Annotated in this window: 14 protein-coding genes and 1 pseudogene; 8 read left to right on the top strand and 7 right to left on the bottom strand. The window is 52.7% G+C overall.

The features are described 5' to 3' along the window. Positions 1–848 precede the first annotated feature (848 nt). The 3 genes from ED901_RS06315 to ED901_RS06330 all read right to left on the bottom strand — a co-directional run bounded on the left by ED901_RS06315 (position 849) and on the right by ED901_RS06330 (position 3,887). Positions 849–1,547: an HNH endonuclease gene (locus ED901_RS06315; RefSeq protein WP_240993878.1), complete on the bottom strand. Its 699-nt coding sequence runs from the start codon at positions 1,545–1,547 to the stop codon at positions 849–851. Between the two features lie 257 nt (positions 1,548–1,804). Beyond that, entirely contained in the window at positions 1,805–2,707 is a 903-nt protein-coding gene (locus ED901_RS06320; protein ID WP_122095338.1) for a hypothetical protein, read from the bottom strand. Between the two features lie 592 nt (positions 2,708–3,299). Further along, complete coding sequence (locus tag ED901_RS06330) at positions 3,300–3,887, bottom strand: TetR/AcrR family transcriptional regulator (protein ID WP_122095339.1); 588 nt, start codon at positions 3,885–3,887, stop codon at positions 3,300–3,302. On the opposite strand from ED901_RS06330, the pseudogene ED901_RS06335 reads away from it, so the two are divergent. Beyond that, positions 3,873–4,637, top strand: a pseudogene (locus ED901_RS06335) (MFS transporter); the annotation flags it as partial. The gene ED901_RS06330 and the pseudogene ED901_RS06335 overlap by 15 nt on opposite strands. A gap of 28 nt (positions 4,638–4,665) precedes the next feature. Continuing rightward, positions 4,666–5,844, top strand: a complete 1,179-nt coding sequence (locus ED901_RS06340; RefSeq protein ID WP_122095341.1) for an MFS transporter — start codon at positions 4,666–4,668, stop codon at positions 5,842–5,844. 53 nt (positions 5,845–5,897) lie between these two features. Here ED901_RS06340 and ED901_RS06345 read toward each other — a convergent pair whose 3' ends face one another. Further along, the gene (locus tag ED901_RS06345; protein WP_122095342.1) at positions 5,898–6,767 is read right to left on the bottom strand and encodes an NmrA/HSCARG family protein; all 870 of its coding nucleotides are present in this window, start codon (positions 6,765–6,767) and stop codon (positions 5,898–5,900) included. A 28-nt stretch (positions 6,768–6,795) separates the two neighbouring features. After that, entirely contained in the window at positions 6,796–7,731 is a 936-nt protein-coding gene (locus tag ED901_RS06350) for an NADP-dependent oxidoreductase (protein ID WP_122095343.1), read from the bottom strand. 102 nt (positions 7,732–7,833) lie between these two features. Between ED901_RS06350 and ED901_RS06355 the strand changes: the two genes are divergently transcribed. The 4 genes from ED901_RS06355 to ED901_RS06370 all read left to right on the top strand — a co-directional run bounded on the left by ED901_RS06355 (position 7,834) and on the right by ED901_RS06370 (position 11,722). After that, entirely contained in the window at positions 7,834–8,709 is an 876-nt protein-coding gene (locus ED901_RS06355) for a LysR family transcriptional regulator (protein ID WP_122095344.1), read from the top strand. 216 nt (positions 8,710–8,925) lie between these two features. Next, complete coding sequence (locus ED901_RS06360; protein ID WP_056777749.1) at positions 8,926–9,924, top strand: ABC transporter substrate-binding protein; 999 nt, start codon at positions 8,926–8,928, stop codon at positions 9,922–9,924. Further along, positions 9,924–10,961: an iron ABC transporter permease gene (locus ED901_RS06365; RefSeq protein ID WP_122095345.1), complete on the top strand. Its 1,038-nt coding sequence runs from the start codon at positions 9,924–9,926 to the stop codon at positions 10,959–10,961. Before ED901_RS06360 ends, ED901_RS06365 begins: the two co-directional genes overlap by 1 nt. After that, entirely contained in the window at positions 10,961–11,722 is a 762-nt protein-coding gene (locus ED901_RS06370) for an ABC transporter ATP-binding protein (protein WP_122095346.1), read from the top strand. Before ED901_RS06365 ends, ED901_RS06370 begins: the two co-directional genes overlap by 1 nt. Positions 11,723–11,996: 274 nt before the next feature. Here ED901_RS06370 and ED901_RS06375 read toward each other — a convergent pair whose 3' ends face one another. Then, positions 11,997–12,521 (bottom strand): phenolic acid decarboxylase, encoded by a 525-nt coding sequence (locus tag ED901_RS06375; RefSeq protein ID WP_056777759.1) that lies wholly within the window; start codon positions 12,519–12,521, stop codon positions 11,997–11,999. Between the two features lie 524 nt (positions 12,522–13,045). Between ED901_RS06375 and ED901_RS06380 the strand changes: the two genes are divergently transcribed. Beyond that, positions 13,046–13,684, top strand: a complete 639-nt coding sequence (locus ED901_RS06380; protein ID WP_122095347.1) for an NAD(P)H-dependent oxidoreductase — start codon at positions 13,046–13,048, stop codon at positions 13,682–13,684. A gap of 127 nt (positions 13,685–13,811) precedes the next feature. Here ED901_RS06380 and ED901_RS06385 read toward each other — a convergent pair whose 3' ends face one another. Further along, positions 13,812–14,450, bottom strand: coding sequence for an NADPH-dependent F420 reductase (locus ED901_RS06385; RefSeq protein WP_122095348.1), 639 nt, complete (start codon positions 14,448–14,450; stop codon positions 13,812–13,814). Positions 14,451–14,554: 104 nt separating this feature from the next. Between ED901_RS06385 and ED901_RS06390 the strand changes: the two genes are divergently transcribed. Then, on the top strand, positions 14,555–15,442 hold the full coding sequence (locus ED901_RS06390; protein ID WP_056777769.1) for a LysR family transcriptional regulator: 888 nt from the start codon (positions 14,555–14,557) through the stop codon (positions 15,440–15,442). Positions 15,443–15,722: the final 280 nt, after the last annotated feature.

Consider the following 15,722-nt stretch of genomic DNA (forward strand, 5'->3'; position numbering starts at 1 on the left):
ACCCGCCGCAGCGGGTTTGAGGTTTACTAATAACATTCCAAGGGGTGATTGTTCGACAACCAAAGCAGACTATCAGGATCTGCGCCAGTTACTACAGCATGCGCCAGGCCGTATTCATCAGCGCGACGTCTGCGGGTCGTATACAAGTTGTTACAGTAACCCGGATTCTTGCCGTAGTTTACTCGGGGCGCATTGCTCCTTCTTATGAGTTCCGAATGGGTAATCGGGAGAAAATTAATCATAATTGTTCTTCTCGCTTGGCAAACATGCCACTAGCCTTCGCTATTGACTCAACCAGCGCAGCAATTGACGGTTCATAGGCCATTCCGCCGCTTTCAGATGAATGATCAGCTCACGCTTAAAGGCAACAGGAGATAATATACGGGCCAGAAACCGCAGCATACGGGCTTTGAGTTAATTTCGGTAGACTTGGGAAGAGTTTGAAATGGTGCCGATAATAGGAGTCCAACCTACGACCTGCGCATCATGAATGCGAACCAACTCCAAAATGAGTACAGCTATGAGTACAAATAAAACAAAGAATAAAATAAAATATATAAATCAATGATATAAAATTTAAATCACAGTTCAACGTCTAACCTCTGCTTCAGGGCAACATTGCTCTGATGCTCCGACAAAAATCCACGCAATTGCGTGGATTTTTTATTTCATAGAGTCTCAACTCATCTCGTATTGAAGTTGGATATCCGAAAGTGATTTCGGATGGCACTTTTTACATAATATTCGGCAGTCCAAAAAACATGGGAAAGAACAAATGCTGAAAGTGGCTACGCTTACTGTTTAATGCAACTTCTGACAGGGCAAGAAAGACGGATTAGACCCAGCCATTAAAACGTAACGTTAATAAGTGGCTTACGAAGCGGCTTTCCTTCGAGATCTGCATAGCGGGGATCGGCTTTTGCCTCATCGGAGAATCTGACGCAGCCCGTCTCAATTTGCATATGGCCTTTATCAAGAAGCTTGTGCAAATCGGCCGCAAGGCAGACGCCGTTTTCTACACTTGAAGACCCTCCACTCGCGTAGCTGATAATATGTGCCGCTTCAAGCGCGAGTCGTGTACCTGAAATTGCGCATTTATTTTCCCAGTTGGTCAGGACTGCGCACCTGAATCGTCCCTGAACTTGCCTGACTTCAGCCCGGGTATATTTTTTTTGACCGGAATAATGAGGTACGTCGAGCTTTTCCCGCTCAAGTTCACTCTTGTACTCAAGCCAAATCTCACCATCATCCATTTCATCAAGTTCATCGTCCGGCCAGCCAGCGCTTTGAAGTTTCTTCCGTGCAGCTGCGTAATCACGCACGGATTTATCAGAGAGATCCTTACGTCGCTCAAGCACGACGGTATATTTTCCTCTCTGGACGGGCGGAGTCCGATCGCCAATTTGCATTGACTCACCGCCTGAACTTGCAATTAAGTTCGCTCTCCAGGCAGCATGAAAGATGCGTTCACCTACGTGTTTATTCGCTGCACCTGCACTGCTGAATCGCTCACCATCAATGTAAAACCAGTATCGTCTTTTACGCATCCTGTCAGCTTGTTCTGGTGTGTATCGCCTCGTCACAACGGTCTTCCTTAATAGTTAAAAATCGATATTGCATTCATAGTCTGATCTGAATAAATAGGGCGTTAAATTGCCAATCAGTGAAGTATTTCGCAATACTACACCATTGAAAAAACGTCCGCTTTTCGCTCTTAGCAGACCTTCAGCGTCACGTTTTTGTCTGCTGAGTGCCAGAAGCTGAATTTGCAAAGTCCGCACTGAATTAATTATTGGGGAGAGGTTCACGGGTTTTCGTTTTGGAAAAAATGCAAAAAATGAACGGTTTGTTGATTCATGGTTTCAATGGCCGCCAGATGATCAGGCTTTTTCCACTTAATACCGATAATATGCAGCAAGTCCCGGTAAAAAATACTGAATTTCCCCCAAGGATAAAGAATCGCTAACCCATTATCCATTTGTTCAAACCATGTGTGGCAATGGCGATTTAATTGAACGGTGTACGCTAATACGTCGTTATATTGCTTCTCAAGTTCAGGTTTTAGTGCGCGCAGTTTTTCATGCTCTTGCTCAACGAGTACTTCTTTGTCATGAAAAGCGCGAGCTTTGGTCCAGGCACCTTTGGCTGCGAAATAGATAATGGGTGCCGCGACGATACCCCCCAGTACCAACATACCGCCGCTCATTCCCGCTCCGCCCGCAGCGAGCGCACCACCTCCGAACCAGGCAAGTGTCGCATTGGTTGCTGCAACACCAGACAACGCGCCGATGGCCGTACCGGTAGACGCGGTGCCAATGGCTGAAACAAGCGCCCACGCGCCCAATGCCATTGACCCCCCCACAACCCCACCAAATCCCATACTGAGTACGCCGGAATACTGTTGATTAAATCGATCAATACTTTGCGATGCACATACAATTGGCCGTGACTGTTTATCTAGAGAGAGGGGCGTGGTTTCTAGCACTTGCTCGATATGATCCAGTCTGGCTTTTACGGTTTTTAGCATGTCACCCAACTCACTAATGTGATTATCAATCTTGGTTTTTATTTGCGTTACTTCGTCATGCGTTATTTTGTAGGTAGCATGAGTGGATTCGAAACTTGCTTTCGCATGCTCTAATTCCAACGATCCACCGAGTGTGACGATGGCATTCGCGGTGCGAAGCCCTGCTTTTAATAATCCCATGTTGTGCCTTGTCTGGTTAAACTTAGATTGATTTATTATCAGGTGGGAAGGGCATGCTTGAGGCGCCATAACCGTAAGGATTAACACCGCGTGAATTCATAGCAGATAAAGCCCCGCGATCTGGTGAAACTATGACCTGCTCCCCGTTAATTAAAACACGACAATATAAGAACAATTGCGAACTTCCGCTCCTCGCTCATAGTAGTCGCACCTAAAGGTTTTCCATGTAATGAAACGCTTTCATTAACTCATCTTCTGTAAGCGGCGATATCAGACTTGCGCCGGTATCTTTCTCGACCTTCATCAATAGCTCGCTTCGGGTGATTCCCAATCTATTCGCTACGTGGTTAGCGCAACTCCGTGCGTGTGACGCTCTGTGCGCAAGAAGGCCTTCTATGTCTAAAACTTTTCTTCTTGATGATGAATGTGACATTAATTCTTCCTTTAGTCGAAATTGCTGCCCATTCAGAAATGATGCCAATTGATGTTTCTTGCCAGCTTCTGCCGGGAGGGCACCGTAAGCACAACTTCGTAAACCAAATAGCTGATTGAGATTGTCGCGTAAACGCGCAGCACCTAAAGAAAATGCGTTTCAGCCGACACGTCGCAATCCGCGAAGCAGCAGGTTGAGCGCGGTAATGCCCTGTTCCAACCTCGTCTTGCTATCATCACCGTCGGCAATCCAAAACGCCGCTTCTTCCAGGCTGCCGTAAATCAGCGAAGCCAGTCCCTCAGGGTCAACGTCCTCAACGACACCTTGCTGAATCAGATTGCGAATCAGGCTTTGCATGGATTCAACACAATGGCGTTGCGATTCAGGTGAGGAACCGCCCAGCACCGCTTTTGCATCGCGCAAAACAATGCGCTGAAATTCAGGTTCGAGCGCCATCTCAAGGTAAGCCCGGCAGCGGTGGCAAAACCCCTCCCACGGCTCCCCGGCATTATTGGAAATCGCCTGCAGGCGTTGATCCATCTCGTCATCAATCTGCTCCACGACCGCCGCCAGCAACCCTTTTTTGTCACCAAAGTGATGATAAAGCGCCCCACGGGTCAGCCCTGCCTGCGCAGTCAGATCATCCATCGAGGTTTCAGCATAGCCATATTCGCAAAAGACTTTACGGGCCGTCGCTAACAATGTGGCTCGTGTCTCTTCCATCTCGGCACGGAAACGGTGCTTGATGAACTGACGTTCATTGTGGGACCGCCCCTCTCAATCGGCCTTTCCGTTACGCTGTTTCCCCAGGCGGGTCTGCTGCTCGCTGCGCTTTTGCTGTTTGTGGGCGTGTTTGCTCTGGTGATGCAGCGCAGGACAGAACCTCCCCTTGTCGCGGCCGGTTCCGCCATATCTCGCTCGGGTTCGGTTATCCGTATGACAAGCGTGCAACTGTTGACGCTGCTGATGGTGGCGATGGGAGTCATTGTCGGTACGGTTGATATCGTCAGCGTCGCTTTCGCGGAACAGCTCGGCCGCCCGGCTGCGGCCAGCCTGGTGTTATCAGCCTATGCCGCGGGGTCGTGTGCGTCCGGGTTGCTGTATGGCTCACTCAGGCTGAAAACCCCACTTCACCGGCTGTTGTGGCTGGGCGGGCTGGCCACCGCGGCCACCACTCTCCCGCTGATACTGGTCACGAATCTTACGGCGTTAGCGATGGCCCTCCTGATGGCAGGCCTGTTTTTCGCCCCGACCATGATCGTGGCCATGTCGCTGGTTGAACGCCAGGTTTCAGAAAATCAGTTAACAGAAGGCATGACCTGGCTGCTGGCCGGGCTAAACGTGGGCGTTGCGCTGGGTGCCGTCATCGCCGGTCAGGTTGTGGATAACGCCGGAGCGCGGGCTGGATCCTACGTCGCCTTATGTGCCGGAGCCGGGGTGGTGCTTATGGCATTTTTAAGTCATTTAACCCTGCCAAAGCAGGACAGTCGCGCCTGAGCGCGTTGCACATTACAGGATCTGAATGATGAATACATTTTCCACCATGACCTCTGCTCGCGCATCGTGGACGCCCGTCCTCGCTGTGGGTCTGGCGACATTCTCTGTGGTCACAACCGAAATGCTGCCGGTGGGTTTACTGACGTCTATCGCCGGAACGCTCAATATCTCCACAGGCCATGCGGGTTTGATGATTTCCCTGCCAGCATTGCTGGCCGCTTTATTCGCGCCCTTTGTGGTCATTGCCTCGGGCGGAATAGATCGTCGCCGGATACTCTGTGGTCTGCTGACGTTGCTGGTGATAGCAAACCTTGCCTCCGCGCTGGCACCGAATCTGATGATCATGCTGGCCGCCCGGATATTGGTTGGCTTCTGCATGGGCGGAGTATGGGCCATCGCGGGCGGTCTGGCATCGCGTCTGGTTCCGGAGCGCGCGGCTGGCCTGGCGACATCCATTATCTTTGGCGGTGTTGCTGCGGCTTCGGTACTGGGCGTGCCCCTCGGGGCGTTTATTGGCGACGTCATCGGCTGGCGCTGGGCATTTGCCATCATGGCAATTTTCAGCGCACTGGTGCTGGCACTCCACCTTGCCGTCATTCCGGCGCTGCACGTGGCGGGTTCGGCTAACATCAGCCAGTTCATGGATCAACTTGGCAACCGCAAAATACAAGCGGGCTTGCTCCTGACGTTGTTGCTGGTGACAAGCCATTTCATGGCCTTTACCTTTGTGCGCCCGCTGCTGACCGACGTGTCAGGATTTGATGCGCAATGGACAGGAGCCATCCTGTTTGCCTATGGTATTGCCGGTATCGGCGGCAACTTTCTGGCGGGTATCACTGCCGCGCGCCATACCACAATCACGCTGATGATGATTGCGACAGGGCTGGTGTTAACCCCGGTGCTGTTCATTACCGCCGGGCAATCAGTCACGGGCGGAGGTGCCGTTCTCGTCTTCTGGGGGCTGGCTTACGGCGGGCTTTCTGTCGGACTGATGACCTGGATGATAAAAGCGGCACCCCGCGCCGTGGAGATCGCGGCTGCGCTGTATGTCGGTGTATTCAATGCAGGGATTGCGCTGGGATCATGGGCCGGAGGCCACATTGTCGATACATTCGCGTTAACTGACACCCTTTGGCTGGCCTGTGCCTTAGCGATTGCCGCCTTACTTTTGGCCGTCGTTATTGGCCTGAAACGCAGACAGGCATAATCAGATCGGGGCGGCTATCTGCCTGGCAGTAAACCGCCCCGGTGCCTGCTGTTTTAGTTCCCTGCGACAGATTCGCGTACGAAGTCTTCATAGGTGCGCAGCGGATGCCCTGTGATGGATTGTAACTTTTCAGTCGTTCCCTCTGCTGAGTGCATGCCGTGCATCTGGATACCTGCCATCATCAGGCGCATGTCGTAGGCCAGCCAGCCCGGAGAATATGAGGTGAGCTGTTCTTCAAAAGCGGCGACATCATCACCGCCATAGGTGATCTCTCTGCCCAGAACGGAACTCCAGATTTGCGCAACGGATGCGCCGGTGAGCGGCTGCGGCCCGGTCAGTTCCAGCGTGACGCGTTCCAGCGCAGACGTGGCTGTGTCGCGTCGCAGCAGCTCAGCCACAGCGACATCCGCGATATCCCGTGCATCAATCATTGAGACGCCAGCCGATCCGATCGGCATTGGATAGACCGAATAGCTCTGAATGGTCTGCTGAACCATAAGGTCGTTTTGCATAAAGTAAGCCGGACGCAAAATGGTGGCAGGCATATCAAGGCTTTCTATCATGCGTTCAACCGTATGCTTGCCGGTGAAATGCGGCACGTTAGTGAACTTGTCAGAATGAATGACAGACAGGTAGACGATACGCTCGATGCCCGCTTCGCGAGCCAGATTGAGCGCGATCAGGGCCTGCGTCACCTCGTCGGGCGTGACCGCATTGATCAAAAATAGCGTGCGTACGGATGACAATGCCGCGCGCATTGAAGCGACATCGCTCAGATCTGCAACGACCTCCGTGACCCCTGCGGGGAATTCACGTTTACCTGCCTGACGGACAAGGGCTTTAGCGGCGACACCGGCGTCAGCCAGCCTCTGAATGATCAGTGAACCCACCGTACCCGTGGCACCTGTAACGAGAATGCTCATAGTTGACTCCTGTAAATACAAAGAAAGATTAACGTGAAAAATCTGCAACGACTTTCCCGGTCCGGGAGGCCGTGCGATGACGTTCGATGGCGTCCGGAAGATCAGCGAATCCCACGATGCCGCCAATTCTGGACTGAAGCGTGCCGCTGGCGACTTCTTTCGCCAGCGTCTCCAGCAATACGGGGTCGGGCTTGTTCATAAACCAGAGTCCCCGGCGATTTGCCGGTTTTCGGGCAAGAATGTCCGGTGAGGTGGTGCCGGTGATGACGCCATCCGCGGCCAAAACCTGCCAGGAGCGGTCCAGCACGTCTCCCCCGACATAATCCAGCACCAGATTTATGTTCCGGGCAACGTCCTCAAAACGCTGTGACTGATAATCAATGACATGATCGGCCCCAAGGCCGCGCACGAAATCCAGATCTGCCGGGCCCGCCGTGGCAAAGACCTCGGCACCGGCGCGTTTGGCAAACTGCACAGCATAAGCCCCCAGTCCGCCGGCTGCGCCGTGAATGAGGATCCGTTGGCCCTCATAGAGTGATCCTGCGTGATGTAAGCTGTTCCAGGCCGCGACTGCGGCGACAGGGATGCCGGCAGCATGAACATCACCCAGACCTTCCGGTGTCGGGGAAAGGCTTGCTTCATTGATTGCCACGAATTCCGCGTAGGCGCCCAGCCCTCCCATTGCGCCCATGACCCGATCGCCGGCATGAAAGCGAGAGGCACCGCTTCCGGCAGCGACGACAACGCCCGCCATTTCAGCGCCCAGAATAATGGGTAGCGGGAGCGGAAAGGCATTCCGGACCTGGCCTTCGCGGACTTTCCAGTCAATGCCGTTCACGCCCGCGGCCAGAACCCGAACCAGAACCTGACCTTCTCCCGGTGCGGGTATCTCGATCCCGGCCACTTCCGCCGCATCAGCCCCGCCGTGGCGTCTGATCAGTACAGCGCGTTGTGTATTGTTCATTGCAGTTCCTCGTTTCAGGTTTTGATAACGAGACAGTATTCCGTTGCAATAAATAAACAAAGACCTTAAAACAGAGATACCTTGTCTCATAAATGGAACACTATGAATCTGAACGCGCTGTCCGATTTTATACTCGTCGCCACCAATGAGGGGCTGGGGAAGGCAAGCCGTGCGAGCGGCATTTCCAAAGCCACATTATCGCGACGCATTGCCGATCTTGAGGAGCAACTGGGAGTGAGGCTGATCGAGCGCAGCGCTCGCGGTCTGAAGCTTACCGAAGCCGGCGCGACGCTGATGTCACGGACTGAAGGCCTGCTGAGTGAGATGACCGAAGCCATGACGGCGGTCGGTGACGGTGTTTCGACCCCTCGCGGACGTTTGCGCGTCGCCGCTCCCGCCCTATTTTCCCACCTTGCGATGGGGCGTATTGGAGCCGAATTTTGTGCGGCCTACCCTGAAATTGAAATTGAAATCGTGGCGGAAGATCGCATGGTAGATCTCGTCGAGGAACAATTTGACGTCGCGATCCGAATCAACCCGAGCCCCGACAGCAATTTAGTCGGACGGTGTTTCGCCAGAGACAGGTTAGTTGTCGTGGCGGCGCCTCAACTCGCCAGGCCACTCCCCGGTGCAATAAGGTCAGTGCCCGCCATTGTCACGTCGGGTTTTCAGCCCACTCACTGGGCGCTGAATGAAGGCGAACTGATGCTTGAGCCGGTTCCCAGACTGCGATTCTCATCATTACTGATGGTCCGGGATGCGGCTATCGCCGGCGGCGGTGCGGCCCTCATCCCGCAGTCCATAGCATGGAGTCAGCTTGCCCGCGGCGAATTGGTTCAGTGGGGCATCGTGTCGGGTCCGGATCGTGCACTCTGGGTATTGCATACCTCAAGGCGGCTTGCGGCCCCAAAGGTTCGCGCATTCGTCGATTTTATGTGCGCCCGGTACCCGGACATGTCTCTGGTTCTCAACGGATAACACTTCACAGACAGACACTTCGGCAAATTATCCGGCCGTCTGGTAAAGGGAAACAGCCTCCGCCAAGGCTATTATTTACGCGAAGAGTCTCCTCCCGGCGTGTTGTCACTTCACTGAACTCAAATAAGTATCGCTTCAATAATAATTTTCATTATCATTGCGAGCGGTAACTATCACACCATTCAAATAAATGATTTCAGTGAAGGAATATGTTGCATGAAAAGAATCCTCTGCGTTGCGGGTATGCTGTGCGCCTCGTTAAGCCCCGCTTTCGCGACCACCTACCCGTTAACCCTCGACAACTGTGGTTATAAGCTCACTTTCACCAAAGCCCCTGAGCGCGTTGTCGCGTTAGGTCAAAACACCGTCGAAATTCTGCTGCTGTTAGGGTTACAGGATAAGGTCATCGCAAGCGCATTCTGGCCATCGAAAGTCCTGCCGTCTCTGGCTGAAAAAAACGCTAAAGTGAAAACCCTGACGGTAGAAATTCCTACACTGGAATCCATCCTGGCTCAGGATCCTGATTTTGTCCCCGCGCAGTTACCCCTGTTGCTGGGGCCGGAAAGTAAAGTCGCCAAAAGAGCAGATTTTGATGCCGTCGGCGTAAATAGCTATATGTCTCCGGGGATGTGTGCGACCAAAAAAGACATTGGCGATATGTATGGCAGCCGCCAGAAGCTATGGGACATGACCTATCTGTATAAAGAAATCGAGGATATGGCCACTATTTTCAACGTTGAAGATCGCGGTCAGGTGCTCATCGCCGACTTTAAAAACCGGGAAGCCACCCTGCGTCAGGCATTCAGTAAAAACCCTAAAGATCTCTCTTTTGTCTTCTGGTTTTCCAGCGCCTCACCTTCCTCTGATGCGTATGTTGGCGGTAAAAACAGTGCATCAGGATTTATCGCCAATGTGTTAGGCGGCCATAACGCCATTACATCGGAAACGGAATGGCCAACCGTCGGCTGGGAAAGCATTATTGCGGCAAACCCGGATGTGATTGTTGTTTCAAGCCTCGACCGTAACCGCTGGGCGCTTGATAACGCACAGGAAAAAATCAAATTCCTTAAAAGCGATCCTGCCGTCAGCCAGCTGGATGCCGTGCGGAAAAATCATATTGTCGTCATGGACGGGCAGGCAATGAATCCGACTATCCGCACGCTTTACGGCGCTGAGCAGGTTGGCGAACAGCTTAAAAAAATGGGGCTGAATTAATGGCTTCAGCAGTTCATCCCACACGACAAGGGCTCATCCTGACGACCTCGTGTGTTCTCTCCGTGCTGCTTTTGGTGTTGGTGATTGCCTTTGGGGTCAGCGTCGGCGAGCTGTCGATCCCGATGACAAGCGTGTTCCAGGCTATCGGGAATAAAACCGGGATGACCGATGTCCCGCTGAGTCGCATTTATGAAAGCGTCATCTGGGATTTTCGTCTGAGCAGAGCCCTGGTGGCTGCCTGCTGTGGGGCCGGGCTGGCCATCTGCGGGGCGGTACTGCAAAGCCTGCTGAAAAATGCCCTGGCAGAACCTTATGTACTGGGTGTGTCAGCCGGAGCCTCAACCGGCGCGGTGTCTGTGGTCGTGCTCGGCATCGGCACCGGGTCCATCTCCCTTTCCATGGGCGCCTTTGCCGGGGCCTTCGCGGCCTTTGCCTTTGTGACCTTTCTGAGCAATGGCGCACGCGGTGGCAACGATCGCACCATTCTGGCGGGCGTAGCCGCTTCGCAGCTTTTTAACGCGATTACCGCTTACACCATCAGCACTTCTGCCAGTGCTCAACAGGCACGCGACGTCTTGTTTTGGTTGCTGGGCAGCTTTAGCGGCGTGCGATGGCCGGAGTTTCAGTTAGTGCTGATCGTTGTCATGCTGGGTTTAGCGCTCTGCCTCTTCTATTCCCGCGCGCTGGACGCGTTTACCTTTGGTGACGACGCGGCGGCCTCGCTGGGGATCTCTGTCCCGCGGGTTCGGTTTATCCTGTTCACCACCACTGCGCTTATCACTGCAACCATTGTCAGTATGGCGGGCTCCATCGGCTTTGTCGGCCTGGTTGTTCCCCACGTTATGCGATTCTTCTTTGGCCCGCTGCATAGAGTATTGCTGATTGCCAGTGCGTTAGCAGGCGCCATTCTGATGGTGCTGGCGGACATCGCCTCGCGGCTGCTGATTGCTCCGCAAAGCTTGCCTGTCGGCGTGGTCACTGCGTTGGTTGGCGTGCCGTTCTTTGCCATTATTATCTACCGCTCAAGGAGTAAGTGATGAGTATCAGCGCGGAAAACGTGACCTGGAAGGCAGGGAAAAAAATCATCGTCAACGACGTTTCTCTCAGGGTTAACCGTGGCGAAACCGTGGGTTTGCTTGGCCCGAATGGTTCGGGGAAATCATCACTGTTGCGCCTCCTGGCAGGATTACGCCGCCCTCACTCCGGATGTGTCGCGCTGGATGGCAAAGACATCAGTCAGATTGCTAAAAAGCAGCTGGCCCGCCGCATTGCCTTCGTAGAGCAGCACGGGATGACGGAAGCGAATATGCGCGTTCGTGATGTCGTAAAACTGGGCCGTATCCCCCACCACACACCCTTTTCTAACTGGAGCGCCCATGATGATGAAACCGTCAATGGCGCACTGGATAGAGTGGGTATGCTGGATCACAGTGATCAGGGCTGGCAGAGTCTGTCCGGGGGCGAGCGTCAGCGCGTGCACATCGCCAGAGCACTGGCGCAGTCACCCACCGAAATTCTGCTGGATGAACCGACAAATCATCTGGATATTCACCACCAGATTCAGCTGATGAAATTGATCAGCGAATTACCGGTGACCAGCCTTGTTGCTATCCACGATCTCAACCATGCGTCGATGTTTTGCGATGCACTGATTGTTATGCAACAAGGCGAAATTGTTGCCAGAGGAACACCGGATGAAATACTGACAGAGTCACTTCTGCGGGATGTTTTTCGGGTGGAAACCAGAATTGAGATCTCCCCTTATCATGGCAAAAAACATATTCATTACATTGTGTAGAATAAGATTTTTCTGTTGCCATTCTGCGGCCTGAATACGAAGAAGCCCTCTTCCGGGAAATGCCAAATAAGGGACAAGGAACCCGCACACATTATTATTTAGGTCATACCCGTCTGCGGAAGGGAAATAGTATGTGTACTGGATTTTGAGGACGTAAATTCAATTAGCCGGGCATTTCCGTACAGGACGGTAATGCCCGCTCAGACAGTGCGAAAGGCTGCTGAGTCACTCTGACGTTCAGAAGATGACATATCCAAACGTTTGGTTGGGGAAATTATTTGCCATCAAAGAAATCGGCAGGCATTTGCCCCGGTGGCATGTTGATAACGGCATCGTTATCAGGCCCTTCATTTTTCATGTAGGTCACCGTGGCAAATTCCGGGATAACGACGTAAGGATATGCCGGGCCTTCATCACGGAATCTGTGCATATCTTCAATAAATTCATTCTGATAGCAGATGGTTTTTTCCGGATGCTGACCTTCACCTGCGATCCATTGCGGGAAGAAGATGGTGCCATGAACAATTTCTCTTTGCAGATCAAACAGCAAGCTGACGCAAGTTCCTGTCGGCTCGTGCCAGTCAACCTTGTAAATCCCCGGCGCGAACTGCACGGCATTCATCTTTTGATTGGTTACCCAACGGCCACCCACCAGCCCCTGATGAATACGGTAATCGCAGGTATTATCGTTACGTGCGTACCATTCATATTTCCACCCATTATCATAGGTATATACGAAATGGGTTCCAACGAACGCAGAAAGATCGTCAGAGATATCCTGTTGCGTATTATTAACCATAACTCACCTTTGTTTTGTATTAAGACTCAAATAGCGCTTAACCTGCACTTAAACGTTTAGACGATCATTCGATATTATTCAACACAAGAGCCGCGTTCAGGCCGCATCTAAAAGGAAGCAAGCTACATAAAATTGAAAGCAAAACGCCGTGGTAAACTCATCAACTTTTTGAAATAAATAGCTCACTTCAGCGGGTGACAATATCCATTATCACAAAAGAAAATCCGCCGTTCTTTCAGATAAATTACCCATGCGTTATTAACGGGATAATTCATCTCATTGTAACAACAGACATTGAAAATTAAACAGACCCACCTGGGGTCAATGTAAAGGGGCACAGTGAATTAGCGCGACATTATTCAGCAGCTTAGGAAGAGAATACGGTTTACCCGGTGTTACCGCCGCAGGGCTCAAATTCATAAAATTTCGCCATCGGATCATGCGATTATCTTCCACGCGCTGGGAGACTGAAACCCCCATCGTATCAACGCACTGCTTCTGCATTTATCCTTCAGGAAAACAAGATGACGACCTTAAACGAAAGACTGGAATGGCGCTACGCGACCAAAAAATTTGATGCGACGAAAAGTGTCTCTGACGAAAAAATCGACCGTATCGTAGAAGCCGTGCGCCTGGCGCCAACCTCAAGCGGGCTGCAACCCTTTGAACTCTTCGTGGTGACCAACCCGGATATCCGCGCAAAAATCAGAAACGTGGCCTGGGATCAGGCGCAGGTCACCGACTGTTCTCACCTGCTGGTGTTTGCGGCGTGGGACGATATCACCGCAGAGCGGGTGAATATGATGTTCGATCTGACCAATGACATCCGTGGTTTCAAAAATGAAGGGTGGGAAAACTATCGTCAGATGCTGTTGGGCATCGTCGCCGATCGTGGAACCGAAGCCAACTATCAGGCTGCTGCCCGTCAGGCATACATCGGGCTGGGTGCTGCGCTTATCGCCGCCGCGTTTGAAGAAGTCGACGCCACGCCGATGGAAGGGTTTGATCCTACCGTCGTTGATGAAATCCTCGATCTGAAATCGAAGAACTTACGCAGCGTCGTCATGCTGCCGCTGGGATACCGTGCCAACGAAGGTGACTGGCTGGTAAACCTGAAAAAAGTCCGTCGCAGCCGTGAAAACTTCGTGACTGAAATTAAGTAAACCAGAGCACAGGTTGAAAATAAAAATCCACGTCTGGGCGTGGATTTTTATTAAGCTAATGAATTAAGAACCCCGGTAATAACAACGCACACCACTGCCTGCCCGGCACACTCTCCCTCATTCCCCGTTAAACCGCCTCTGGCCGCTGCGCATTCTCTATGGCTTTTTTCAGTTCCGTTGTAGTCATCCGCACGCAATAACATGGCATGCCGCGCTGAAAGCGCCAGCCTTCGGAAAGTGCACCTGCATCGAAGGCGTCAAAACCAAATTCATCGTAAAGCCCGGCGACCAGACGTTTCGTTGCCTCATCGTCACCGGCCAGCGGCAATGCGCGACGTGCCGGGTCACCGGCAGGCAGACCGTCGCTTTCAAGATCCGTCATCTGAATGGCGTTGAAGGCCTTGGTGATGTGTGAAAGTGGCAGAAAACTGTGCAGATATTCACTGGTCGTCGTGGACTGCGAATCAAGTTCAGGCACCTGCCCGTCGCGTTCAGGATAATAATTCACGGCATCAATGAGTGATTTCCCCGCAAGCTCCTCCGCCGGAAGTTGCCCGATGGCGGTCAGCGGCACGGCAATCACCACAATGTCACCAAAGAGCGCGGCTTGCGTGGTTGTGCCAATTTCGCATCCGAGCATCGGCCTGAGACTGAACAACGTCTGTGGCCCCCGTGAATTACTGAGCATGACCTGATGGCCGGCCTTGATCGCCAGTTTTGCCACCGCACGTCCCACGAACCCTGCGCCGATAATGCCGATTTTCATGATTTCACCTTTCAATTGTTGGTCAGAAGGTTAAGAATAATTCGACACCCGGAGTTGATAAATACTCATTATCGGCACAGACAAACAACAAACAGGAGTGAATCTTGGACCGACTGACCAGCATGAATGTTTTCGTCAAAGCCGCTGAGCTGGGTTCGTTCGCTTCGGCGGCGGAGGCATTGCGCCTCTCCCCGCAGATGGTGGCGAAGCATATTTCCCGGCTGGAGTTGCGACTGGGGACCACGCTGCTCAATCGCACTACCCGTCGCCAGAGCCTGACGGACATTGGCCGCAGTTATTATGAACGCTGTAAAATCGTGCTCGCGGAGGCCGAGGCAGCAGATGCCATCGCGATGGAAATGAAGGCCACCCCCTCCGGTATTATCCGCGTCAATGCTCCGGTGACGTTTGGCGCCTCCATGCTGGCGCCTTTTATTACGCAATATCTGGATCAGTATCCCGGCACACAAGTCGAGCTGACGCTGACCGATCGCCGGGTGGATCCGATCGAGGAGGGTTATGAGGTGATTGTGCGCATCGGTGAACTGCAAGACAGCCCGCTGATTGCCCATCCCCTGCGCCCTTACCGCCTGATTGCCTGCGCCTCGCCGGAATATCTCGCACAGCACGGCACCCCGGCGACGCCGGATGCCCTGGCACTTCACGCCTGCCTGGTGTACGGCGTCTGGTCGCCGCAATCGCCCTGCCGCTGGCTGTTTTTAAAAGACGGAAAAACCTGGGAAGTTCACCCTGAAGGCCGCTTCAGGTCCAACGACTGGCGGGCGCTTTTGCACGCCGCAATCAAAGGCTATGGCGTGACGCAGGGGCCGGAAGACGTATTAAGAGGTGAAATCAGTGCCGGACGGCTGATTCAGGTGCTGCCAGATTACGCATGCCCTTCACGCCCGATGCACGTTCTGACATCACCCGGCTTACGGCAGACGGTAAAAATACGCAGTTTTATCAAAGCATTAAACGCTGCGTTTGGCTGATCCCCGAAAGCGCCCGGCACGCTGATATGCCGGTAAAATAAGAAGGCCAGCCCCGCGATGTGCCGGCAGTATTTCAGGGAAAATTGCACCGCATAATATAATTCCTGTCACCAAATGAGTGCGTGGTAATAAAAATCTCACCACTTCGGTGCGTTATTTTAAATAGCCGACGCCGATTGTTTCTTTTTTGAACGCAATCGATTACCTGTGCGCAACGGAATGAAAAAATAGAATGAGTTTTGTGAGGTTGCTGTTATAGTTCGCGCTTTAAAACACCACT

This window comes from Rahnella sp. Larv3_ips (genome assembly GCF_003697865.1).
Taxonomy (GTDB): domain Bacteria; phylum Pseudomonadota; class Gammaproteobacteria; order Enterobacterales; family Enterobacteriaceae; genus Rahnella; species Rahnella rivi.